Annotated in this window: 15 protein-coding genes; 12 read left to right on the forward strand and 3 right to left on the reverse strand. The window is 66.8% G+C overall.

The genetic code is table 11. The features are described from left to right. Window positions 1-211 precede the first annotated feature (211 nt). Complete coding sequence (locus ACS5PJ_RS00390; RefSeq protein WP_439432971.1) at window positions 212-2,119, forward strand: D-apionate lactonase family protein; 1,908 nt, start codon at window positions 212-214, stop codon at window positions 2,117-2,119. 96 nt (window positions 2,120-2,215) lie between these two features. Further along, on the forward strand, window positions 2,216-2,971 hold the full coding sequence (locus tag ACS5PJ_RS00395) for an SDR family NAD(P)-dependent oxidoreductase (protein ID WP_439432972.1): 756 nt from the start codon (window positions 2,216-2,218) through the stop codon (window positions 2,969-2,971). A gap of 116 nt (window positions 2,972-3,087) precedes the next feature. Here ACS5PJ_RS00395 and ACS5PJ_RS00400 read toward each other — a convergent pair whose 3' ends face one another. After that, the gene (locus ACS5PJ_RS00400; RefSeq protein ID WP_439432973.1) at window positions 3,088-4,617 is read right to left on the reverse strand and encodes an HNH endonuclease signature motif containing protein; all 1,530 of its coding nucleotides are present in this window, start codon (window positions 4,615-4,617) and stop codon (window positions 3,088-3,090) included. A 139-nt stretch (window positions 4,618-4,756) separates the two neighbouring features. Next, window positions 4,757-5,395: a TetR/AcrR family transcriptional regulator gene (locus ACS5PJ_RS00405; protein WP_439432974.1), complete on the reverse strand. Its 639-nt coding sequence runs from the start codon at window positions 5,393-5,395 to the stop codon at window positions 4,757-4,759. Window positions 5,396-5,599: 204 nt separating this feature from the next. On the opposite strand from ACS5PJ_RS00405, the gene ACS5PJ_RS00410 reads away from it, so the two are divergent. The 8 genes from ACS5PJ_RS00410 to ACS5PJ_RS00445 all read left to right on the forward strand — a co-directional run bounded on the left by ACS5PJ_RS00410 (window position 5,600) and on the right by ACS5PJ_RS00445 (window position 19,640). After that, window positions 5,600-7,102 (forward strand): ABC transporter substrate-binding protein, encoded by a 1,503-nt coding sequence (locus ACS5PJ_RS00410; protein ID WP_439432975.1) that lies wholly within the window; start codon window positions 5,600-5,602, stop codon window positions 7,100-7,102. Between the two features lie 74 nt (window positions 7,103-7,176). Then, complete coding sequence (locus tag ACS5PJ_RS00415) at window positions 7,177-8,118, forward strand: ABC transporter permease (RefSeq protein ID WP_439432976.1); 942 nt, start codon at window positions 7,177-7,179, stop codon at window positions 8,116-8,118. Next, window positions 8,115-9,941 carry a dipeptide/oligopeptide/nickel ABC transporter permease/ATP-binding protein gene (locus ACS5PJ_RS00420; RefSeq protein WP_439432977.1) on the forward strand — a complete coding sequence of 609 codons (1,827 nt, stop codon included), beginning with the start codon at window positions 8,115-8,117 and terminating at the stop codon, window positions 9,939-9,941. Before ACS5PJ_RS00415 ends, ACS5PJ_RS00420 begins: the two co-directional genes overlap by 4 nt. Continuing rightward, on the forward strand, window positions 9,938-10,798 hold the full coding sequence (locus tag ACS5PJ_RS00425; protein ID WP_439432978.1) for an ATP-binding cassette domain-containing protein: 861 nt from the start codon (window positions 9,938-9,940) through the stop codon (window positions 10,796-10,798). The genes ACS5PJ_RS00420 and ACS5PJ_RS00425 overlap by 4 nt, the downstream gene beginning before the upstream one ends. Window positions 10,799-10,853: 55 nt before the next feature. After that, the gene (locus ACS5PJ_RS00430; RefSeq protein ID WP_439433536.1) at window positions 10,854-13,361 is read left to right on the forward strand and encodes a beta-glucosidase family protein; all 2,508 of its coding nucleotides are present in this window, start codon (window positions 10,854-10,856) and stop codon (window positions 13,359-13,361) included. Next, window positions 13,358-14,887: a glycoside hydrolase family 43 protein gene (locus tag ACS5PJ_RS00435; protein ID WP_439432979.1), complete on the forward strand. Its 1,530-nt coding sequence runs from the start codon at window positions 13,358-13,360 to the stop codon at window positions 14,885-14,887. The genes ACS5PJ_RS00430 and ACS5PJ_RS00435 overlap by 4 nt, the downstream gene beginning before the upstream one ends. A gap of 70 nt (window positions 14,888-14,957) precedes the next feature. Next, entirely contained in the window at window positions 14,958-17,852 is a 2,895-nt protein-coding gene (locus ACS5PJ_RS00440; protein WP_439432980.1) for an alpha-L-rhamnosidase, read from the forward strand. A gap of 15 nt (window positions 17,853-17,867) precedes the next feature. After that, entirely contained in the window at window positions 17,868-19,640 is a 1,773-nt protein-coding gene (locus ACS5PJ_RS00445) for a DUF5605 domain-containing protein (RefSeq protein WP_439432981.1), read from the forward strand. Between the two features lie 3 nt (window positions 19,641-19,643). Here the strand turns inward: ACS5PJ_RS00445 and ACS5PJ_RS00450 are convergent, their stop codons facing one another. Next, window positions 19,644-20,228: a histidine phosphatase family protein gene (locus tag ACS5PJ_RS00450; RefSeq protein WP_439432982.1), complete on the reverse strand. Its 585-nt coding sequence runs from the start codon at window positions 20,226-20,228 to the stop codon at window positions 19,644-19,646. Window positions 20,229-20,361: 133 nt separating this feature from the next. Here ACS5PJ_RS00450 and ACS5PJ_RS00455 point away from each other — a divergent pair, with 133 nt between their 5' ends. After that, window positions 20,362-22,137 (forward strand): multicopper oxidase family protein, encoded by a 1,776-nt coding sequence (locus ACS5PJ_RS00455; protein WP_439432983.1) that lies wholly within the window; start codon window positions 20,362-20,364, stop codon window positions 22,135-22,137. A 188-nt stretch (window positions 22,138-22,325) separates the two neighbouring features. Next, a complete protein-coding gene (locus tag ACS5PJ_RS00460; protein WP_439433537.1) occupies window positions 22,326-22,916 on the forward strand; it encodes an adenylate kinase in 591 nt (196 codons plus the stop codon). Window positions 22,917-22,925 lie beyond the last annotated feature (9 nt).

The raw sequence follows: 22,925 nt of genomic DNA on the forward strand, positions 1-22,925 counted from the left end.
GGTCAGGCGCCTCGACCGGCATGTCCGCTTATTGGTCAACCGGTTGACTTGTGGAAACCCATGATTCAATAATCGGGTACGGGCTCACACCGCCCTTTACCCGCGCCACCCTCCACACTGCCGCCCCTACTTCCCACCAGCCACTAGTTCCCACCAGCCACGCCGGGCACCCGGGCCACAGCAGCCCCGGGCAAGGCAGAGAGCAGTCCACGTGTCTTTCCAGCCCCCCACCGACCAGCCGGAACATTCCTCTTTCCTGCAGGCGCGTTTGGCACCCCCAGTCCGGGCACTTTCCGCGGGACCCTGGTCAGCCCAACTGGTGGGCGACGAACTGGCCCACCTGAGCTATGCCGGCAGGCCCGTGCTGCGGGCCATAAAAGCCGTGGTCCGGGACCAGGACTGGCAGACGCCCCAGCCGTCCGTCTCCCAGTGTGAAATTACCCAGGGCAACGACGGGCTGCACGCGCGCTGGACCGTCACGTATGCCGGTTACGGCGTGGACTACGACGGCGTGCTCACGGCCCGCTTTACTCCGGCAGCGGTTGAGATTGCCTTCGAAGGCACCGCCGCCCACGCCTTCCGCAGCAACCGGATCGGCCTGGTGGTGCTCCACCTGCCGGCAGACGCGGGGCGGGAGGTCACTGTGGAGCACTCCGACGGAAGCATCACGGCATCGCAGTTCCCCCGCGAGATCAGCCCGCACCAGCCCTTCATGGACATTGCGGCTTTGGAATGGGCCGACGCCGGCACCGCCTTCCGGATGGAGTTCACAGGAGACGTCTTCGAGACCGAGGATCAGCGGAACTGGACGGACGCGTCCTTCAAGACCTACAGCACGCCGCTCGAGCGGCCGTTTCCAGTCGACGTGGCGGCCGGGGACACCGTCCGGCAGTCCGTGTTCCTCGAGGCCGCCACGCTGGAACCGCAGGAGGCGGTGGAAGCGGCCGCTGCAATGCTTGCCATTGGCGAATCCGGCACATCGAAGCGCCGTGCGAGCCTGGGCGGTAGAACCGGACACGTTCCCGCCCTTGCCGTCGGAGCAGGCCAGCACCCGGAAGCCTTGCCTGGAATCCCGGGGCTGGACGCACTGCTGGTCGAACTGGTCGAAGCGCAAGGCGAGGCTTCCCGGTCCGCCTGGGCCGCCCAACTGCGGGCAGCCGGGGCCGCGGCCGCCGTCCATGGATCCGGTCTGGACATTCGTGTAACCACTAATGACCCGCTAAGCACTGTTGCGGATCTGGGTCCGTACTTGCCCCAGGCCAAGCGGCTGGCGGTATTCAACCCCGTCAGCAATGTGACCGAGCCGGACACCTGGCTCGAATTCAAGGCAGCCGTGCGGGCCGTAGGGTTCCCGGGACAGCTCCTGGCCGGTGCCCGGTCCCACTTTACGGAACTGAACCGTAACAGCGGCCGCACGCCGTCGGACTCTGACGCCCTGACCTTCAGCATCACGCCACAGATGCACAGCACCGAGATCGCACACGTCGTTGACAACGTGCCGATGCAGCGCGTTGTAGCCGAAAATGCGTTGCGGCTGGGCGGTGGACGGCCGGTGCACGTGGGCCCGGTGACCCTGCTGCCCAGGTTCAACGCCGTGGCGACGTCGGACGGGGACGCGGAACTGGAAGCGGACGAACTCCAGGCGTGGCCGTTCACTGCGGCGTGGCTGCTGGCAAGCATAAGTTCGCTGACGGTTGACGGGGTGGCATCGGTCACTTACTTCGAGGCGTCGGGCCCTAGGGGGATCTCCGATTCGAAGGGAGTGTTGAATCCTGCCGGCGAACTCCTGAAGGAACTCGCTGCCCTGCGGGGCAACGCCGTCTTGTCAGTCGACCCGGATGCTGCCTGGCCAGGGCGAAATTCCCCTGTAACGCTGTATCCCGTGGAATCATCGGCCGGTCTCATCGTTTTCGCGGCCAACCTGTCGGGGGCTTCCGCTGAGGTTGACCTGCGGCTGCCGGAAGGTGCCAGCGCGGCCGGAGGCCACCCCACCGCCTTCGGGCCAGGTTCGGGTTCCCTGGTTGACTTTGTAGCTGCCGACGGCGAGCACCCCTCGCACGGGCGGCTGACGCTCGGAGCCTGGTCCGCCGGCGTCGTACGTTTTCCGGCATCCCGCTGATCCACCTACTGGGTTGGTAGCCACACATTCTGCAGTACCCACACATTCTTGCTGCCGGCATCGCACGGTGGCGTCATCCCAGTGAAAGGAGACCCCATGGGTCTGCGTCTTGAAGGAAAAACTGCCCTGGTCACAGGGGCGGGTTCGGGGATCGGCCTCGCCGTTGCGCAACGGTTCGTCGCCGAAGGGGCCACTGTCTACTTTGCTGACATCAACGTAGAGGCTGCCGAAAAAGCCGCTGCCGCTACTGGTGCCGCCGGAGCCCACGCCCTCCGGATGGACATCTCGGACGAAGAGAGCGTGGCTGCCGCATACGGCGCAGTGGCCGATGCCGGGAAGCTCGATGTGGTGGTGGCCAACGCCGGTGTGCAACTATTCGGCCAGGACGCAAAGGTTGGCGACCTCGACCTGGCGGTGTGGGAGAAGACCGTCAGCATCAACCAACGCGGTGCCTTCCTCACCCTCAAGCATGCTGTCCGGGCCATGGAAGACGGCGGAGGCTCGATCATTTGCACCGGCAGCCCTACCGCCGTAGTGGCCTGTGGCCAGACGTTCACGGCGTACACGAGCTCCAAGGCCGGGGTGCATGGCCTGGCCCGCGTCGTCGCGGCCGACTACGCGCATGCCGGAATCCGCGTCAACATTGTGGTGCCGGGCTACACCGAGACCCCCTTGGTCCAGACGATCGCGAACGACCCTGTGAGCCGCGCCGGCCTGGTGGACTCCACCATGCTGGGGCGTCCCGGAACGGCTGCCGATGTGGAGGGAATCATGGTGTTCCTGGCCAGCGACGACTCTGCTTACGCCACCGGCGGGATCTTCACTGTGGACGGCGGCCTGACGGCACTGTAGCAACAAGCAACCCAATGCTTATTTCCAACACTTACCGCTGGGCTGACCGGGTAGGCCCACGCTAACAGCGCGATGAATGGAGGCGCAGCGGTGTGCCATAACCAGGACAGCCATAACTAGGACAACTGCCAAACGTCCCACTCCAGCCATGGCTCTTCGAGCGGTGCAATTGGCCAGTCTGCGTCTGCAGGCAAGGCTGCATCCGGCAGGTGACCTGGTGGTATTTGATCTGTTGAGAGTCGTGACCATTCTTCCGGCAGTTGTGGTGGTTCCCAGTCGGGGTATTCACTGGCGTAATGTCTGCCGGTTGGTGAGATCCAGCCCGGCGGATGGTCTTTGGTGGCCGGGCCGGGTTCCCAGCCGCCGGTATGCCGCAGTTTGTGGTGTTTGGGGCAGGGCTGGGCCAGGTTGCTGATGCCGGTGGTGCCGCCCTTTGCCCAGGCGAGGAGGTGGTCCGCTTCGTTGTCCAGGGACTGGTTGTGGCAGCCGGGGAACGGGCACTTCCCGTCCCGCAGCCGCAGCCATTGGCGTTGGGCTTTGGTGACCGGGTAGCTGGTCCGGCCGATCTCCAGCGGTGCACCGTCCCGGGGATCTATCAGGACCCGGTGGAAGGACGTGGCGCCGTCCGCGATGAGCCTGCGTGCCATGGTGACCGGGATCGGACCGTACCCGTCCAGCATCGCCGGCTCATCGGTGGCACCAAGCAACGCCATGATGGGCGCGGTGAGCAGGACCTGCGCCCGCGGCGAGGGAGGGACACCTTCGGTGAGGTTGTCAGCGTCGCCGCCGAGGAGCAGGTTGGCGGCGATGTCGGCCCGCATCTGGGTCATGGTCCGGTCCTCGTCCGGGCCCTGCAGCGCCCGGGCGGCGGCGGTGGTCCGGTTCCAGATCCCTGCCGCCTGGTCAGCGGGCAGGTACGCCGAAAGCCAGGCCATCCCGTCCCGGTCCGGCCGGTATTCCAGCCGCCGGTCCGCCACGGATCTGGCGTGGCGTTTTTCGATGCTGACCGGGTGGTGCCGTTCCCGCCAGATCCGGGCCTTATACCGGAACCTGGAGACGACCAGTTCCCCGGCAGGGCAGCCCCGGTGGGGGTTCTCCACCGTGGGGTCCAGAAAGTGCGCCTCCAGAGCCTTCGCGGCGCCGGGTTCCAGGTTCGTGGTCTCATCCACCATCACCCGGGCATGCTGCCACGACAACGACCCGGCCGTCAGCGCGGACAGGGTCAACGGCAAACCAGTGGTCAGCGCCTGGGACTCGGACAGCAGGGTGGAGGCGGTCCGTTCGCCGACCGTCAAGGCACACGCGACCTCCGCGACCAACGCCATCTCCTGCGCGGTGGCCTCCTGCGGCGACTGCGCCGGTGCGGCCAACGCCGAGGACACCTCGACTAATTCCGCGATAACGCAGACCTTCTCCGCCGCGGTCCGCGCCTCGCCCCGTGCAATCTCCGCCAGCCGGTCCAGGCACTGATCCTTCCGCCGGCGCAAAGGATCCGACGGGAAAAGCGCCTCGTCCTGAAACTCGTCGCCGCCCTCGAGACTCCCAAAACGTGGGGCCGGGGCAACGGCACGGCCAGCGGCTACGACGGGGGCAACGGCGGACGCCATGATGCGCTCCAACACCTCATCCGCCGTCGTGCTTTCCATACCCCCATCATCCTGCGAGGCACCGACATTTAAACCGCCTAGGATGCTTCCCTCCATTCCCGGGAAAAACTTCGGGAAAAGTTCCGCCCCAAACCAGCACGGCCGTAGCTAATCCAACAGCGAGCGCCCGTGTAAGAGCCTAGAACTTCTCGGTCGTGACAGCCTCGAGGAACGCACCCACTTCGGCGGGCATGTCCACAGAGTCGGTGTCCAGAAGCCATTGAACCTGCAGGCCATCCATCAGTGCGATCAACTGGCGTGTGGCTGCGGCGGGGACCACGCCGGGACGCAGCCGTCCCTCCCTGCCCACTTCCGTGAATGCTTCGGTAATGATGCCCCGGACCCAGTCATAACGGCGCAGGAAATACCCGTGGGCCGGGTGTTCGGGGTCGGTTGCCTCTGCCGAGAGGACACAGTAGAGCGACACCAGCCCCGGGATGGTGGTGTTGTACCGCGTGAGCTCCACCAAGGCGTGCAGCAGTTCCGATCCCTTGGCCTCCAAGGCGCCGAGGCGCTCCACGGACTCCTCGTCGCGAAGGGTCAGCAGCGACTCCAGCAGGGCCTCCTTGCTGGGGAAGTGGTGGAGCAGCCCGGCCTGGGTGAAGCCCACCTTGTCGGCTATGTCCTTCAAGGATCCGGCCCGGTAGCCGGACGTTGAAAACACCTCAAAGGCGGCGCTCAGGATCTCCTTGCGGCGCGCCTCGGTCTTCGCGTAGGCACCCCGCGTCCGACCCCTTCGAGGGGCTTCAGCTACTGTGCCGGCCGCCGTGTCTGTCATTTCATCACCCTAACAAGGTAGATCCCACGCGGCCGACGCCGATTGGTCAACCGCTGTGCGCAGCGTCACATTTGAGAACGTTTCAAGATCCGCAAACAAAAACCTAGCACCCGCTAGGTTTTCATGTTACGGTCTTTCCCAATGGCAGTCCATGGTGGACGCCACTGACCGCGAAAGGGACCAAAGATGTTCCGATCCAAGCGAATGGCCGCAGTTGTTGCCGCCGTTGCCCTGGGCCTCACCGGCTGCTCTGCCGGCGGAGACTCCTCCGGAGGACAGACCTCCGAAACCCTCACCCTTGGCGCACTTCTGGCGCCGAAAACCTTTGCAGCCGATCAGTCCGAATTCGCCAACCTGTCGCCTTTCTACCAGGCCGTGTATGACACCCTGATCCGGATGCAGCCTGATGGCACGTTGGTCCCGATGCTCGCCACGGAGTGGAAGTACAACGACGCGAAGACCGTCCTGACCCTGAAGCTGCGGGACGATGTGAAGTTCACTGACGGCACCGCCTTCAACGCCGATGCCGCCAAAGCAAACCTCGAGCGGTTCAAAGCCGGCACCTCCCCGGACGCGCAGTTCCTGGCCGCCCTGCAGAGCGCCAAGGCAGTTGATGCCACCACACTGGAACTCACCCTGTCAGCGCCGGATCCGGCGTTCCTGGGCTACCTGTCCAAGGACGCGTCCTTCATGCAGAGCCCGAAGTCGTTCGCTAACCCGGACATCGCCACCAACCCCGTCGGCTCCGGACCGTACGTCCTGGACACCGCCGCGACGGTGACCGGCACCTCATACACGTACAAGAGCAACCCCGACTACTGGGCAAAGGACCTCCGTCACTACGACAACCTGGTCCTGAACGTCTACGGCGACCCCACCTCGCTGCTCAATGCGATCAAGTCCGGCACGCTGAATGCCGCGAACACGATTGACAACAACACCCTGACGGAAATTGAAGCCGCCGGGTACAAGGTCAACCCGCTCCAGCTGAACTGGTCCGGCCTGCTGATCTTTGACCGCGCCGGCACCACCAACCCGGCCCTGAAGGACGTCCGCGTCCGCCAGGCACTGAACTATGCCTTCGACAGCAAGGCGATGCTCGAATCCATCGGCCAGGGCTACGGTGAGCTGACCACCCAGGTGTTCCCGCCGTCGTCGGACGCCTATGACAAGTCCCTGGACTCCCGGTACACCTACGATCCCGCCAAGGCGAAGGCCCTCCTGGCCGAGGCCGGCTACGCCAGCGGGCTGACCCTGGTCCTGCCCTCCGCCACACTCCTGGGCCCCACCATCCCTGCGCTGATCACCCAGCAGCTCAAGGATGTGGGCATCACAGCGCAGTTCACCGACGTCGGCAACAACTTCATTGCCGATCTGCTGGCTCCCAAGTTCGGCGTGAGCTACATGATCCTGGAACAGCAGTCTGACTGGCAGCTGATCAACATGAAGATCGCCCCCAAGGCTCCGTGGAACCCGTATAAGTACGAGGACCCCAAGGTCGATGAACTGATCAACAAGATCCACCTTGGTACTGAGGCCGAGCAGAAGACCGCGGCGAAGGAACTGAACAAGTACATCGTGGAGCAGGCCTGGTTTGCCCCGTGGTACCGCCCGCAGTCCAGCTTCGTGACCGACGCCAAGACCAACGTCGAGGTCCAGACGGGTAACGCCTACCCGTTCCTCTGGTCCTTCACCCCCGCCTCCTAGCGGACAGCTGCCTGGCCGGGCCGCGCCAGCGGTCCGGCCAGGCAGCCTCAGGAACCCTCCCAAAGGATTTTCGAATGTACCGATTCGTGCTGCGGCGCCTGTTGTCCGGTGTCCTCTTGCTGTTCGTCATCACCACGGTCGCCTACCTGATGCTGTATGCAGGCGGCGGCGACATCGCCCGCCGCATCGTGGGGCCCACCGCCAGTGATGCCCAGGTTGCCCTGAAGGCCCATCAGCTTGGCCTGGACCGCCCGCTCGTGGTCCAGTACTGGGACTGGCTGACCCATGCCCTGACCGGTGATCTTGGCCGGTCGTGGTTCAACGGCCAGCTGGTCAGCGCCGGCGTCAGCAGCCGGCTTTCCGTCACTCTGTCCCTGGTCCTGGGCGCCACCATCATCGCTGCGGTGATCTCGATCGTGGTAGCCGTGTGGGCTGCGGTCCGCCGCGGCTGGGTTGACCGTGTGGTCCAGTTCGTGGGCGTCCTTGGCTTCGCCATCCCGGGCTTCCTGATCGCCCTGGGCCTGGTATCCCTGTTCGCGCTGAACCTCAAATGGTTCAAGGCCACCGGGTATGTCCCGATTACGACGTCGTTCGGCGGCTGGGCCGCGACCGTCACCTTGCCGGTCATCGCCCTGTCCATCGGCTGCATCGCAGCGGTGGTCCAGCAGGTGCGCGGCTCGCTGATTGACGCGCTCCGCCAGGACTACGTCCGGACCCTGCGGGCCCGGGGACTGTCCTTCAACCGGGTGGTGTACAAGCACGTGCTGAGGAACGCCGGCGGACCGGCACTGGCTGTCCTGGCTGTGCAGTTCATCGGCCTGCTCGGCGGCGCCGTCATTGTCGAGCAGATCTTCGCCCTGCCCGGGCTCGGGCAGATCACCGTGGCCGCCACCGGCCAGGGTGACATCCCGGTGGTGATGGGAGTGGTTGTCGCAACGGCCGCCATCGTCGTCGCCGTCAACCTCATCATCGACCTTGCCCAGGGCTGGCTCAATCCGAAAGTTCGGTTGTCATGACCACTACACCCCCCGCACTGCCCGTCACGGCAGCCAAGGTTTCCCTCTTCCGCAGGCTCCTGACCCACCCCACCGGTGCGGCATCCCTGCTGGTCCTGTTCCTCGTGGCGCTGGCCTCGATCCTCGCCCCGCTGCTGGCCACCCATGACCCCAGCGCCGCCAACCTCAAGGACGTGCTCGCCAAGGCAGGCTCCCAGCACCTTCTGGGCGCCGACAGCGCCGGCCGGGACGTGTTCAGCCGGCTGCTCTTCGCCGGCCAGTTCAGCCTCGCCGGGGCACTGGTGGCACTGGCCGTCGCACTGGTCCTGGGCGTCACCGCCGGGCTGATCGCCGGTTATTACGGCGGCTGGTTCGACTCCGTATCCTCCTGGCTGACCGGGCTGATGATGGCACTTCCGGGCATGGTGGTGCTCCTCGCAGCCCGTGCCGTGGTGGGCCCGTCCATGTGGCTGTCCATGATGATTTTCGGCATCCTGCTCTCGCCCGCGTTCTTCCGGCTGGTCTATGCCTCCGTGACCGCGGTCCGCAATGAACTGTATGTGGACGCCGCGCGGGTCTCCGGACTCAGCGACGTCCGCATCATCGGCCGGCACATCCTCACGGTGGTCCGCGCCCCTGTCATCATCCAGTCCGCCATGGTCCTGGGGATCGCGATCGCCATCCAGGCCGGCCTGGAGTTCCTGGGCCTGGGCGATCTGAACATCCCCACCTGGGGCAGCATGCTCAACGACGGATTCAGCAACCTCTACAAGTCACCGACCCTGGTCCTGTGGCCTGCCCTCATCATTGGCCTGGTCTGCATCGCCCTGACCCTGCTCGCAAACGCCATGCGCGATGAACTCGAACGCAGCCGCGGCCCGGTGAAGAAGAGCCGCAAAGCCGCGGCAGCCGCCGACGCCGAAGGTGCCGCGGAGAAGCGCGGTGCCGCCGCCGTCGTCCATCCCGAAGAACCGAATGAAAATGCCGGCGAGCTGCTGCTGGAAGTCACCGACCTCGGTGTCGGCTACGACCAGCAGGACGGTTCCACCACCCACGTGGTCAACCACGTGAACCTGACTGTCCGCCGCGGTGAAGTCCACGGCCTGGTGGGGGAGTCCGGGTCCGGGAAGACCCAGACCGCGTTCTCCATCCTCCGGCTCCTGCCCCAGGGCGGCCGTATCACCGGCGGGTCCATCGTCTTCGAAGGCAAGGACCTGGCCAACCTCTCCGAAAAGGAAATGACCAAGGTCCGCGGAAAACGCATCGCCTACATTCCGCAGGAGCCTATGTCCAACCTCGACGGCGCGTTCACCATCGGCAGCCAGCTGATGGAACCGATGCAGGTCTGCCTGGGCATTTCCAGGGCCGAGGCCCGCAAACGGGCCCTGGCGCTGCTGGCCAAGGTGGGCATTCCCAACCCGGAGCGCACCTTCAATGCCTACCCGCACCAGATCTCCGGCGGCATGGCCCAGCGCGTCCTCATTGCTGGCGCAGTGTCCTGCGAACCTGACCTGCTGATCGCCGACGAACCCACCACGGCGCTGGATGTCACGGTGCAGGCCGAAGTCCTCAACCTGCTCCGCGAGCTGCAGGGCGAACTGAACATGGGTGTCATCCTGGTGACCCACAACTTCGGTGTGGTGGCCGACCTCTGCGACCGCGTCTCCGTCATGCAGACCGGCCGCGTGGTGGAAACCGGCCCCGTCCGGGCCATCTTCAACAACGCCCGGCACCCCTACACCCGCCAGCTGCTGGACGCGATCCTCGAAGACACCGCCCCGCGGGGGCAGTACACCGCCGGGAACGCTGCTGAGCCCCAAGAACTGAAAGGAGTGACGTCATGACCGAGACGCTGCTCGACGTCAAGGATGTCGTCGTCGAATACCCGCTCAAGGGCTTCCGCCGCGAACCGTTCAAGGCCCTCAAGGGCGTCTCCCTGGACATCCGCCCGGGCGAGACGGTGGGTCTCGTGGGTGAATCCGGCTCCGGCAAGACCACCCTGGGCCGCGCCGTCCTGGGCCTGGCACCGGTGACCGGCGGCAGCATCAGGTACCGTGGCCAGGAAATCTCCAAAGCCAGCCGCGCCCAGCGCAAGGAACTCAGCCACGAGATCCAGGTGGTCTTCCAGGACCCCTACACGTCGTTGAACCCTTCCATGACCATTGAGCAGATCCTCACCGAACCGCTCACCGTCCGCAAAGTCGAACGCGAGGCGGCCAACAAGAGGGTGGCCGACCTCCTGGACCAGGTCCGGCTGCCCCAAGGCGCCGCGCACCGGCTGCCGCGCGAATTCTCCGGCGGTCAGCGCCAGCGCGTCGCCATCGCACGTGCCCTGGCCCTGGACCCGAAGCTGATTGTCTGCGACGAGCCGGTCTCAGCCCTGGACCTCTCCACCCAGGCCCGCGTGATGGAACTCTTCATCGAGATCCAGGAACGCACCGGCGTCGCCTACCTCTTCGTCTCCCACGACCTCGCCGTGGTCCGGCACCTCAGCCACCGTGTGGCCGTGATGTACCACGGCGAAATCGTCGAATGGGGCGACGGCGAACAGGTCACCGGAGCACCCGAACACCCTTACACCCAGCGGCTTTTCATGGCCGCGCCCATCCCGGACCCCGACCGGCAGGCCAAGCACCGCGCCGACAGGCTACGTCTCCTGGAACTCCAGAACCAGCAGGACCTCCAGGCCGGCGTCGCGTGACGGGCACAGCATGAGCATCGAAACTTCCTCCGCAGGACCAGCCCAGAGAGACATCATGGAAACCCTCACCACAGAAATACGCTCCACTGACGAGCGCGCCACCGACGCACGGCTGCAGACACTCCTGGCTGAACTGACGCTGGAAGAGAAAGTCCGGCTCCTGACCGGCCGCGATTTCTGGACCACCTGGCCGCTGGAGAAGATCGGCCTGCGCCGCATGCTCTTCTCGGACGGCCCCACCGGTGTCCGCGGCGAGGTCTGGGACGAACGCCAGCCCTCCATGAACTTCCCGTCCGCCGCAGCCATCAGCTCTTCATGGGACCCGGCCATTGCTGACCGGCTCGGCGCCGCCTCCGCCGTCGAGGCCCGCCGCAAGGGCGTCGACGTCGTCCTCGGCCCCACCATCAACCTGCACCGCTCGCCTCTCGGCGGCCGGCACTTCGAAGCGTTCAGCGAGGACCCGGTCCTCACCGCCGGGCTCGCCGCCGCCTACGTCTCCGGCGTGCAGCGCAACGGCGTGGGCGCCACCCCCAAGCACTACATCGCCAACGACTCCGAAACGGACCGCTTCACCGTGGACGTGAAGGTGGGCGACCGGCCCCTGCGCGAGCTCTACCTCCTCGCCTTCGAGAAGGCCATCGTCGAATCCAAAGCCTGGCTCGTGATGAGCGCCTACAACTCCATCAACGGCGCCACCGCCACCGAAAACGACCTGCTCGAAACGCCGCTGAACAGCGAATGGGGCTTCGACGGCGTCGTCATCAGCGACTGGACCGCCGTCCGCAGCATCAACTCCGCAAACTCGTCCCAGGACCTTGCCATGCCGGGCCCGGACGGCCCGTGGGGTGAGTCGCTGGTGGTGGCCGTGAAGTCCGGCCAGGTCGCCGAGGCCGCCATTGACCGCAAAGTGCTCCGTATTCTGCAGCTCGCCGCCCGCGTCGGTGCGCTGGAGGGCTTCGACGCTGTACAGGCCGAGCCTGCCGACCGGGAAGACCCCATCGCGTTCGCCCGTGAAGCGTCGGCGGCGGGCACTGTGCTGGTGAAGAACGACGGCGTGCTGCCGCTGACGGCAGGAGCCGTCTCGAGCATCGCCGTGATCGGCCACAACGCCCGTTACGCCCGGACCCAGGGCGGTGGTTCCGCCACCGTGGTGCCGGAAAAGATCGTCACCCCCCTTGACGGAATCCGCGCTGCTTTCGGCGCGGACAACGTGACCTACAGCGTGGGCGCGGTGGTGCAGGAAGGCATCGCCGAGTTGCCCCTTGAACAGATCACCAACCCGGTTACCGGGACCCCCGGTGTGCGGGTCAGATTCCTGGACTCCAACGGAAAAGAACTCTTCGCCGAGGACCGCCGCTCCACCGCACTGGTCTGGTTCGGCGGGGACGCCCCCATCTCAGCGTCCTCCATGGTCCAGTTCCACACCATCTACACCCCTGAAGAGACCGGCCCTGTCCTGCTGGGCTTCTCCACGGTGGGCCACGGCCGGATCTTTGTTGACGGCGTCCTGGCCCGCGAAGCCACCATCGAGGCCACCGGAACCGACCTGGGCGCCGCGTTCCTGGCACCGCCGTCAGCTTCCGTCGCGGTCCAGGCCACCGCAGGTGTCCCTTTGGAAGTCCGGATCGAACTGGACACCGGTGACCGAACCGGTGCACTGTCCAACGCCCTGGCCGTCACCATCGGCGTGGAATCCGACGACGCCGACCCCGACAAACTGATCCGCGACGCCGTCGAGGCTGCCCGCGCGGCCGAGGTCGCCGTCGTCGTGGTGGGCACCAACTCCCGCGTCGAATCCGAAGGCTACGACCGGACCTCCCTGGACCTGCCCGGCCTGCAGGACCGCCTGGTCCACGCCGTCGCCGCAGCCAACCCCCGCACCATCGTGATCGTGAACTCCGGTTCCCCGGTCCTGCTGCCGTGGCGCAACGAGGTCGCGGCCACCCTGATCGGTTACTTCGGCGGGCAGGAGTTCGGCCATGCCCTCACCGACATCCTGACCGGCGCCACCGAACCCGGCGGCAGGCTGCCCACCACGTGGCCCGCCACCCAGGAGGACGTCCCTGTCATCAACGTCACCCCCGACGCGGACGGGACCCTGACCTACGACGAAGGCATCCACATCGGCTACCGGGCCTGGCTCCAGGCCGGCACCGCACCGGCCTACGAATTCGGCTACGGCCTCGGTTACACCGACTGGACGCTGGACACCGTGGACGCCCCCGCGACCGCAGCCCCCGGCACCGCCGTCCCCCTGACCGTGACCCTCACCAACACCGGCACCCGCGCCGGCAAGAACGTGGTCCAGGTCTACGCCGAAAAGCGTGGCTCCGCCGTAGACCGCCCCGTCCGCTGGCTCGTCGCATCGACGCCCGTGTGGGCCGAACCCGGCGGAACGGTCACCGCCGTCCTGGACGTCCCCACCCGGTTGTTGGCCTACTGGGACAACGGCTGGACCTACGAACCCGGTGACTACACGCTTCGTATCGGTACCTCCGTCACCGACCTGCCGCTCGAAACCACGCTGACGCTGTCCGCAGCAGACCAGGAAGGCGCCGCATGAGCCAGCACAACACCGGCAACCTGCCCAACCCGCTGATCCCCGGCTTCAACCCGGACCCCAGCATCGTCAAGGTGGGAAGCGACTACTACCTCGCCACCTCAACGTTCGAATACCTGCCGGGGATCCCCGTCTACCACAGCACCGACCTGGTCTCCTGGACCCGGATCGGCCACGTGGTGGACCGGGAAGGGCAGCTGGACTCGCGGGACGTTCCCACCCTCGGCGGCGCCTGGGCACCCACCATCCGCTTCCACGATGGCCTGTTCTACGTGGCGGTCACGGACGCCATGGCACGCGGAACCCTGGTGTTCACGGCCAAGGACCCTGCAGGCCCGTGGAGTGATGGGCTCTCGATCGAGGGCGCCATCGGCATCGACCAGGACCTCGCCTGGGACGAGGACGGCACCGCCTACATGACCTACTCCGGCCTGGACACCGTCACCGGCAACATCCAAGAGCACGCCGGCATCCTGCAGGTCCGCGTGGACCTCGAGGCCGGCAAGGCCCTGGAGGAACCGCGCAGCATCTGGTCGGGCACCGGCCTGATGTTCCCGGAAGCGCCGCACCTCTACAAGCGCGGCGACTACTGGTACCTCATGATTGCCGAGGGCGGGACCGAGCGCGGCCACAGCGTCAGCATCGCCCGCGGAACCTCCCCGGCCGGACCGTTCGAGAGCAACCCCGCGAACCCCATCCTGAGCGCCCGCAGCACTGACCGTCCCATCCAGAACACCGGCCACGGCGACCTGGTGGAGACCCCGGACGGCGGCTGGGCCATGGTGCTCCTGGGCATGCGCCCCAAGGGCATGACCCGTGCGTTCTCGGCCCTGGGCCGGGAAACCTTCATCACTCCGGTGACCTGGGAGGATGGCTGGCCCGTCGCGGAACCCGTCATCCTGAACCCCCGGGAGGGCGGGGCCTTTGAGGATGACTTCTCACAGGCGGAGCTCGACGGCGGCTGGATCGCCGTCCGGCGCTTCCCGGGCGCGTTTGCCTCCACTGAGAAGGTCCCGGGGCACCTCACCCTCACCAGCGACGGCACCGGCCTCGATGACCCGCGGCCGGCGTTCCTTGGCCGCCGCCAGCAATACCAGGTGGAGACCATCGCGGCGCGTGTGGATGCAGGCGGCAGCAGCACAGGAGAGAACGGCGCAGGCGGCCTGGCCGTCCGCTACGACGAGGCCCACCACTACTCCATTGAAACAGACGGCACCACCATCACGGCGCGGGCCAGGATCTCCTCAATCGAGCAGACGTGGACGCAACCCGCGCCCGGTGGCCCGGTGGAACTGCGGATCGAGACCCGCGAATCGAACCCTGAGAACGCCATCGGCAGCCTGAGCTCTGACACCATCGCGTTGCAGGCAGTTATCGGCGGCGATCGGGTCACCCTGGCCGAACTCGACGGCCGGTACCTCTCGGCCGAGACCGCCGCCTCCTTCACCGGACGGGTTGCCGGCGTCTTCGCCAGCAGCGGTACCGTCACCTTCGACTGGTTCCGCAGCGAGGGCCGCGAACCCCGCTGACACCCGCGGCCACCCGTTTCCAACCAAAAGCCACCCCGAGCCACCCAACGCCACCTTCGAAAGGTCTTCCGTGACATCCACGTCCCTGACACCGCAGTCAGCCATCCGCCAGCAGACGGCAGTCAGCCGCTTCAGCGCGGAGTACCGGACCGACACCCCGTTCGTGGCCGAGCCGCGTCCCCGGCTCAGCTGGGTTGCTGCAGCGGAGAGCACCGACTGGCTGCAGACCGGGGCTGAGCTTCGGCTGACACGGGGCCGGACGGTGGAGTCTGCGGGGCACGCGGGCCCGGAGTCGGCGCTTGTCGAGTGGCCCTTCGAGGCCATCGCGGCAGGCGAGCAGGTGGCAGTGGAGGTTCGGGTTTCCGGGAACGACGGCGGCACCACGGACTGGAGCGCGCCCCTGACTTTGGTGGGCGGTTTCGTCGACGGGCCCTGGCAGGCCGAGGCCATCGGCCTGCCAGCCCGGGCCGGGGAGGAGACACCGCTTGGCCAGCCAGGCCAGCTGCGGCACGAATTCACGGTAGGGGAGGGGCTGGCCAAAGCCACCCTGTTCGCCACAGCCCACGGCGTCTACCAGGCCGAAATCAACGGCACGGAGGTGGACGACCAGATCCTGAAGCCGGGCTGGACGGCTTACGGGGACCGGCTGAACCATGAGACCACGGACGTCACGGCGCTCCTTGCTCCGGGCGCCAACGCCATCGGCATCTGGCTCGCCGGCGGCTGGTTCACCGAGAAGTACGGCTTCCACGGCTTTGCCAAGCCGTTCTACGGCGAACAGCCGGCGCTCAAGGCGGAGCTGCATCTGGAATACTCCGACGGCACGCGGGAAACCGTGGCCAGCGGCCCGGCGTGGAGGGCTTCCACCGGCGGCCCGCTGGTCTCGAGCGGCATCTACGCCGGCGAAGCCTTCGACGCCCGCAGGGCCGAGGCCGGCTGGTCCGAACCCGCTTTCGACGACGCCCATTGGCTCCCTGCCGCCGTCGAGGTCAAGGACACCTGGGCTGAGGCCACGCCGGCCATCGCCCCGCCCGTGCGCCGCATCGAGGAGGTGCCCGTCAAGGAAGTCCTGACCACTCCAGCCGGAGCCACGGTGCTGGACTTCGGCCAGAACCTGGTGGGCAGGCTGCGGATCCGGGTTACCGGGGAGGCAGGCCACACGGTCACGCTCCGCCATGCCGAGGTCCTCGAGGACGGCGAACTGTCCATCCGCCCGCTGCGCCAGGCCGCCGCCACGGACAGCTACACCCTCGCAGGAAACGCCGCCGGTACCGGCGGGGAGGAGTGGGAGCCCCGTTTCACCTTCCACGGCTTCCGCTACGCCCAGGTGGACAACTGGCCCGGCGCGCTGGACCCGGCGGCGATCACCGCCGTCGTGATCCATAACGACATGCGCCGCACGGGCTGGTTCGAGTGCTCTGACCCGCTGCTGAACCGCCTGCACGAGAACGCCCTCTGGGGGATGCGCGGCAACTTCCTGGCGCTGCCGACCGACTGCCCGCAGCGCGATGAACGGCTGGGCTGGACCGGCGACATCCAGGTCTTCAGCCCCACCGCCAGCTACCTCTACGACTCGCTGGGCTTCCTTGGCTCCTGGCTGCGGGACCTCGCCCTCGAACAAGGCCGCCGCGACGGCGTGGTGCCCATCATTGTGCCGTCCGTCCTGGGCATGCTCACTTCCCCGGTGGCCGCCTGGGGCGACGCCGCCACGGTGGTCCCGTGGGTCCTGTTTGAGCGCTTCGGCGACACCGGCCTGCTCCGCCGCCAATACAGCAGCATGCGGGACTGGGCAGATGCGCTCCTGAAGGTCCGGGACAGTTCAGGGCTGTGGCAGGGCCAGATGCAGCTGGGCGACTGGCTTGACCCGGCGGCACCGCCGGACAAGCCCGGCGCCGCCCGCACCCACGGCGACATCGTGGCCAGCGCCTACCTGTTCAAGTCCCTGGACCTGGTGGCTCAGGCGGCCGCGGTGCTGGGCCACGGCGCCGACCAGGGAAAGTACGCGGCGCTGGCCGAGGAGACCCGGCTCGCCTTCCTGGCCGAGTACGTCACCCCCGCCGGCCGCATGGTCTCCGACGCCCAGACCGCCTATTCGCTCGCCCTGATGTTCGGCATCAGCACCGACCCGTCGCAGCGCCAGGCCCTGGGGGACCGGCTGGCCGAGCTCGCCCGGCTGGGCGGCTACCGGATCGCCACCGGCTTTGTGGGCACACCCCTGATCGCCGATGCCCTGACGGCTACCGGCCACCTTGATGCGGCCGAGCGGCTGCTCACCCAGACCGAATGCCCGTCCTGGCTGTACCCGGTCACGCAGGGCGCCACCACCATCTGGGAACGCTGGGATTCGATCCTGGAGGACGGCAGCGTCAACCCCGGCGAAATGACCTCCTTCAACCACTACGCGCTCGGTGCCATTGCCGACTGGATGCACCGCACAGTTGCCGGGCTGGCTCCGGCCGCCCCCGGCTACCGGAAACTCAGCATCGCGCCGCGCCCGCTGGCCAGCCTGGAATACGCCGCCACTTCGCACGAAACGCCGTACGGCCTGGCCCGCGTTGCCTGGAAACGTGTGGGAGACAGGATCCTGGTGGACGCCACCGTGCCGCCGGGCACCACCGCTGTGGTCTCCCTCCCGGACGGCGCACCGGCGTTTGACGTGGGGTCCGGCCAGCACGGCTGGGACGTTCCTGCCGCGGCGCCCGCCGCCGGCCGCGGAACCCCATCCCTGGACACCCCGCTCGCGGACATCATGGATGATCCCGACGCCTATGCCGCTGCCTGGCAGGCCATTGACGCCCAGGACCCCGCCGCCGCGGCAGCTTTCCGAAAAGACACCGTGTGGTACCGGCAAACCACCCTGGATGAGAGCCTGCTCTTCACGCCGCCCGCGGTCAAGGAGGACATTGCCTCCGCCCTGGCTGCCCTGGGGGACCGCCGCTCCGCATCAACTCCTGAAAATTCCTGAACCGAGAAGGCTTCGATGACAACTTTCACCGCCGAGAGCCCGCTCTACTTTGTGATGGGCCATGCCGAAGGCAACCGCATCCTCAATGAGCGGGTCCCCACCCTGACCAACAATCCCCTCCTGCACACGCTGTACTTCCACGAGGTGGGCATGATCCTTGGGACCGAGGACGCCCTCAAGGACAAGCCCGCGGAGGTCGCCGAAATCCTGCGCCTGATCGGCGGGCTCGAACCCGAGGACACCGTGGCGCAGCGGGCCGCCGCGGCCGCCGTCGACGTCCCCGCCCCGTCCGCCGGCTACGAGCCGGAGACGATGGAGCGCGGCAGCGCCGCACTTTCGCTGCCGGCGACGGCGGCAGTGCACGAACGCTTCGAAGCCACCATCGCCGGGCCCTCGCACGGCAACCCGTTCACCGACGTCGACCTTCAGGCCGTATTCACCGCCCCCTCGGGCAAAACACTCACCGTCCCCGGTTTCTACGACGGCGACGGCTCCTACAAGGTCAGGCTCCTGGTCCCCGAAGAGGGAGACTGGACCTTCACCACCGCCAGCAACGCCCGCTCCCTGGACGGGATCACCGGCACTTTCACGGCCGGCGGGGCCGCACCGGGTGCCAAGGGCCTGGTACGGGTGGCAAACACCTTCCACTTCGCGTACGACGGCGGAACCCCCTACCTGCCCATCGGCACCACTGCCTACGCCTGGACGCACCAGGGTGACGCCCTGGAGAAACAGACCCTGGACACGCTGGCGGCCGGACCGTTCAACAAGATGCGCATGTGTGTTTTTCCCAAGTCGTACCTGTTCAATGAAAACGAACCGGACCTGTACCCGTTCGAGGGCTCGCTGGCCGGCGGCTTCGACTACGAACGTCCCAACCCGGCCTTCTACCGCCACCTCGAACTGCGCATCGGCCAGCTGGACGAACTCGGCATCGAGGCTGACCTGATCCTGTTCCACGCCTACGACCGCTGGGGCTTCTCCACCATGTCCCCGGGCCAGGACAGCCGCTACCTGAAGTACGTGGTGGCCCGGCTGGCGTCACACCGGAACATCTGGTGGTCGCTGGCCAACGAGTACGACCTGCTGTTCCGCAAGACCACCGAGGACTGGGAACGCTTCGCCGGCATCGTCCAGGCCAACGACCCCAGCGGACACCTGCTGTCCATCCACAACTGCCAGGCCTTCTATGACTACAGCCGCCCGTGGATCACGCACAGCAGCATCCAGCGCCAGGATGTCCACAAAACCGCCGAGTTCACGGGGGAGTGGCGGGACCGCTGGCAGAAACCGGTGGTCATCGACGAGTGCGCCTACGAGGGCAACATCGACCAGGGCTGGGGCAACATCACCGGCGAGGAAATGACCCGGCGGTTCTGGGAAGGCGCCGTGCGAGGCGGCTATGTTGGCCACGGCGAAACGTACATGCACGCCGAGGACATCCTGTGGTGGTCCAAGGGCGGCGGCTTCCACGGCAGCAGCCCTGAACGCATCGGTTTCCTGCGCCGCATCCAGGAGGAGACCCCCGGCGGCTACCTCGATCCGCTGCCCAGCGCCTGGGACATTCCCACAGCCGGCGTCCGGTACGAGTACGAATTGAGCTACTTCGGCTTCAACCAGCCCACGTACCGGAACTTCGTGATGCCGGCGGGGCGGCAGTACCAGGTGGACATCATCGACACCTGGAACATGACCGTGGACACCCTGCCCGGCACGGTGGAGGGACGCTTCCGGGTGGAGCTTCCGGGCCGGCAGTATATTGCCGTCAGGATCCGCGCCGTTCCCTAAGGGTCAGCCCTGCGCCGCGATGGCCACCCGCTCGCCGTTGAAGTATTCGAGCTGCCAGCCTTCGTCGGCATGGTGGTGGGCCAGGTTGAGTGCGGCGTTGTCGACACTCTGCAGGGTGCGGCCGATCGCGCGGCTGAGGCTGACACGCAGGAGCGTGCCATGGGCGACCACCAGGACCCTGCCGCCACGGAACTCATCGGCGAGCCCTTCCAACGCGGCGAGTCCGCGGCTTGCGGCCTCGTCCTCGCTTTCGGCATCCCGGAACCCACCGGGAACGCGCAGTGCCTCCAGCTCAGGGCCGGCCTGCATGCCCTCCGCGGGGCCGAAACTCCGCTCGGTCAGTTCAGGGATGTGCCGGGCGACGCGCATGCCCAGTCCGTGGGCAATGAGGCCGGCGGTCTCCGCGGCACGGCTCAGCGGCGAGGACACGATTGCGTCCCACCCGTAACCGGACAGGGCAGCCACCGCCTCCCGCGCCTGGCCACGTCCGACGTCGTTCAGCGGGATGTCAGTGGAACCCTGCAACCGGCGCTGCGCGTTCCAGTCTGTCTGTCCATGGCGGACCAGGGCGAAGGTCGTGAGGGTCATGCTTCCATTGTGCCCTGCGCGGCGCCAGGTACCGGAATCTGCTGTTCCGTAGGTCCAATGGCCCTGCCGGCTGTGGCAGAAGGCTCCTAGCCTGAGCAGGGGGTCATCCAGCTTCGCGGGAAAAGAGAGTGAGATGCCCTTAACACGACGTCAGCTGTTGCAGGCCGGTGCCGTTGCCGGTGCGGGCCTGCTGGTCCAGCCGCAGCCGGCTTCCGCGGCCAGGACGGTCCCGGGACCGGCTGCGGCACTAATGTTCTCCGAGCCGCTGCCAACGTTGTCAGAGCTCGGAGTTCTGGACATGAGGGCAGGTGGCGCGGCTGAACTCTGGATGCGCAATGCCCGCCACAGCTTCCACTCCCGGATGGAACTGACGGACACCTTCGCCTACCAGGATGCCAGCGCATCGCAGACGTACCTTGGGCCTGTCATCCTTGCCCGGAGGGGAACGCCTTTCACCCTCACCGTGCACAACGACCTGCGTTGGCACCCGCTGGCCTCTGCCATCGATCCCGGACTTGTCCCGCCCGGCAGCAACGACGCCGAGTACCCGCGGACCTCCACACACCTGCACGGCGGGAACACCCGTCCGGGCTCCGATGGCCACCCGGAACTGGTCTTCTACCCTGGCCGCTCGTTCACCTACAGCTACGACAACAACCAGGATGCGGCCGGGCTCTGGTATCACGACCACGCTCTGGGCATCACGCGCCTGAACGTCTACGCAGGGCTGGCCGGCGGCTACGTTCTGCGGGACACCCTTGGCAGTGGGATAGATACCGGTGACGGAACATACCTCCCCTCGCCGCCCTATGAGGTGCCGCTGGTTGTCCAGGACCGGATGTTCAATCCCGACGGTACCTTTGCCTATCCGCCGAATGCGGAACTGACGCTCAGCGACGGCACTCCCCGGCCCTGGGCACCGGAATTCTTCGGGGATGTTGCCACAGTCAACGGAAAATGCTGGCCGAACCTGGACGTCGCGCGGGGCAAGTACCGCTTCCGTGTCTACAACGGATCGGACGCCAGGTTCTACAATTTCAAGTTTGTGGTGGCGGGAAATGCGCTCGAATTCGCGCAGATAGGGACCGACGGCGGGCTGCTCGATGCCCCCGTCCGGCTCAACAAGCTCGTCCTGGGGCCCGGCGAGCGGGCGGATATAGTGGTTGACTTCGCTGGACTCCCGGCCGGCTCCCGCGTGGCGCTGACAAACAACGCGCGCACGCCCTTCCCGGACGGCCCGGTCGCCGTTCAGCAGGACGGCATGCCACTTCCGGAGATTATGCAGTTCACTGTGCAAAGCCATTCCGGGTACACCGCGCCGTTGCCGGCCCGGCTCCGGGCGGAGCCGCTCACGCGCCTTGCCGCCCTGCCCACTGCGGCCACCCGGCCGATGACCATGGTGGAAGTCCTCAACCCGGCCGGCGTCCCGGTCATGGCGCTCCTGAACAACCGCAGTTACTCCAGCCCGGAGGTCACCGTGGTGCAGGGGGACACCCTCGAACAGTGGGAGCTCATCAACACCACGGAGGACGCCCACCCGATCCACCTGCATTTCACCCAGTTCCAGGTCCTTAACCGCCAGCGTTTCCGGGTTGAGGACTACCTCGAGGAAACCGGCTACATTGATCCTGCCAGCGGGTTAGTGACGCCTGGCCGGGGGGCCGCTGTGCCGGTGGCACCGTTCCTGATGGGCCGCCCGACACCGCCTCCGGCCCACGAGCGGGGCTGGAAGGACACCGTTGTTGCCATGCCCGGTGAGGTGACCAGGATCCGCGTCCCGTTCGGGGCGGGCGCCGCCGGTGGTGCGCCAGTGGCCATTGGATCCTCTTTCAAGGGCGAATACGTGTGGCACTGCCACATCCTCGAACATGAGGACAACGACATGATGCAGCGTTATGTCATCGCGTAGCATCTGCCGTTTACTGCACCGGAACTACCGGTAACAGCACAAAACGAAAGAGTACGACGGCGGGGCCCTCCCGCCGTCGTACTCTGCTGTCTGGCGCCGATGCAGCGCACCCGCAACCTTTGGGTGCGTAGCATCGGCGCCAGGACGAAGACGTCTTCTCAGCCAGCAAAGGGATACTAATGACGAGAATGCTGATTATTGGCCCGCCCGGTTCGGGCAAAGGAACACAGGCGGAGCGGATCTCCGAACGCCTCGGCGTGGTGGCGATTTCCACCGGGGATATCTTCCGCGCCAATGTGAAGGGCGGCACGCCCCTTGGCGTCGAGGCCAGGAAGTATATGGATAACGGAGACTTCGTGCCGGACAGCGTCACGAACGAGATGGTGCGGAACCGGCTCAGCCAGGACGACGCCAGGAACGGCTTCCTCCTGGACGGCTACCCGCGCACCATCGCACAGGTGGATTACCTCGACGGGATCCTCGCCGCCGCGGACCAGGAACTCGGCGTGGTCCTCCAGCTGACGGCCGATGACGAGGAACTCGTGTCACGCCTGCTGGGCCGTGCCCGGGAAACCGGACGGAGTGACGACAACGAAAGCGTCATCCGCCACCGGCTCGACCTCTACCACCAGCAGACGGAGGCCGTGGTGGCCCGGTACGCCCGGCGGGGGATCCTTGCGCAGGTGGACGGCCTCGGCGGGATCGACGAGGTCACGGACAGGGTCCTGGGCAGCATCAGCGAACAGGCCGGCGTTTACCGGCCACCGGCCGGCTTATAGCAGGCCGCG

Source organism: Pseudarthrobacter cremeus (assembly GCF_051857465.1).
In the GTDB taxonomy this organism is placed as follows: domain Bacteria; phylum Actinomycetota; class Actinomycetes; order Actinomycetales; family Micrococcaceae; genus Arthrobacter.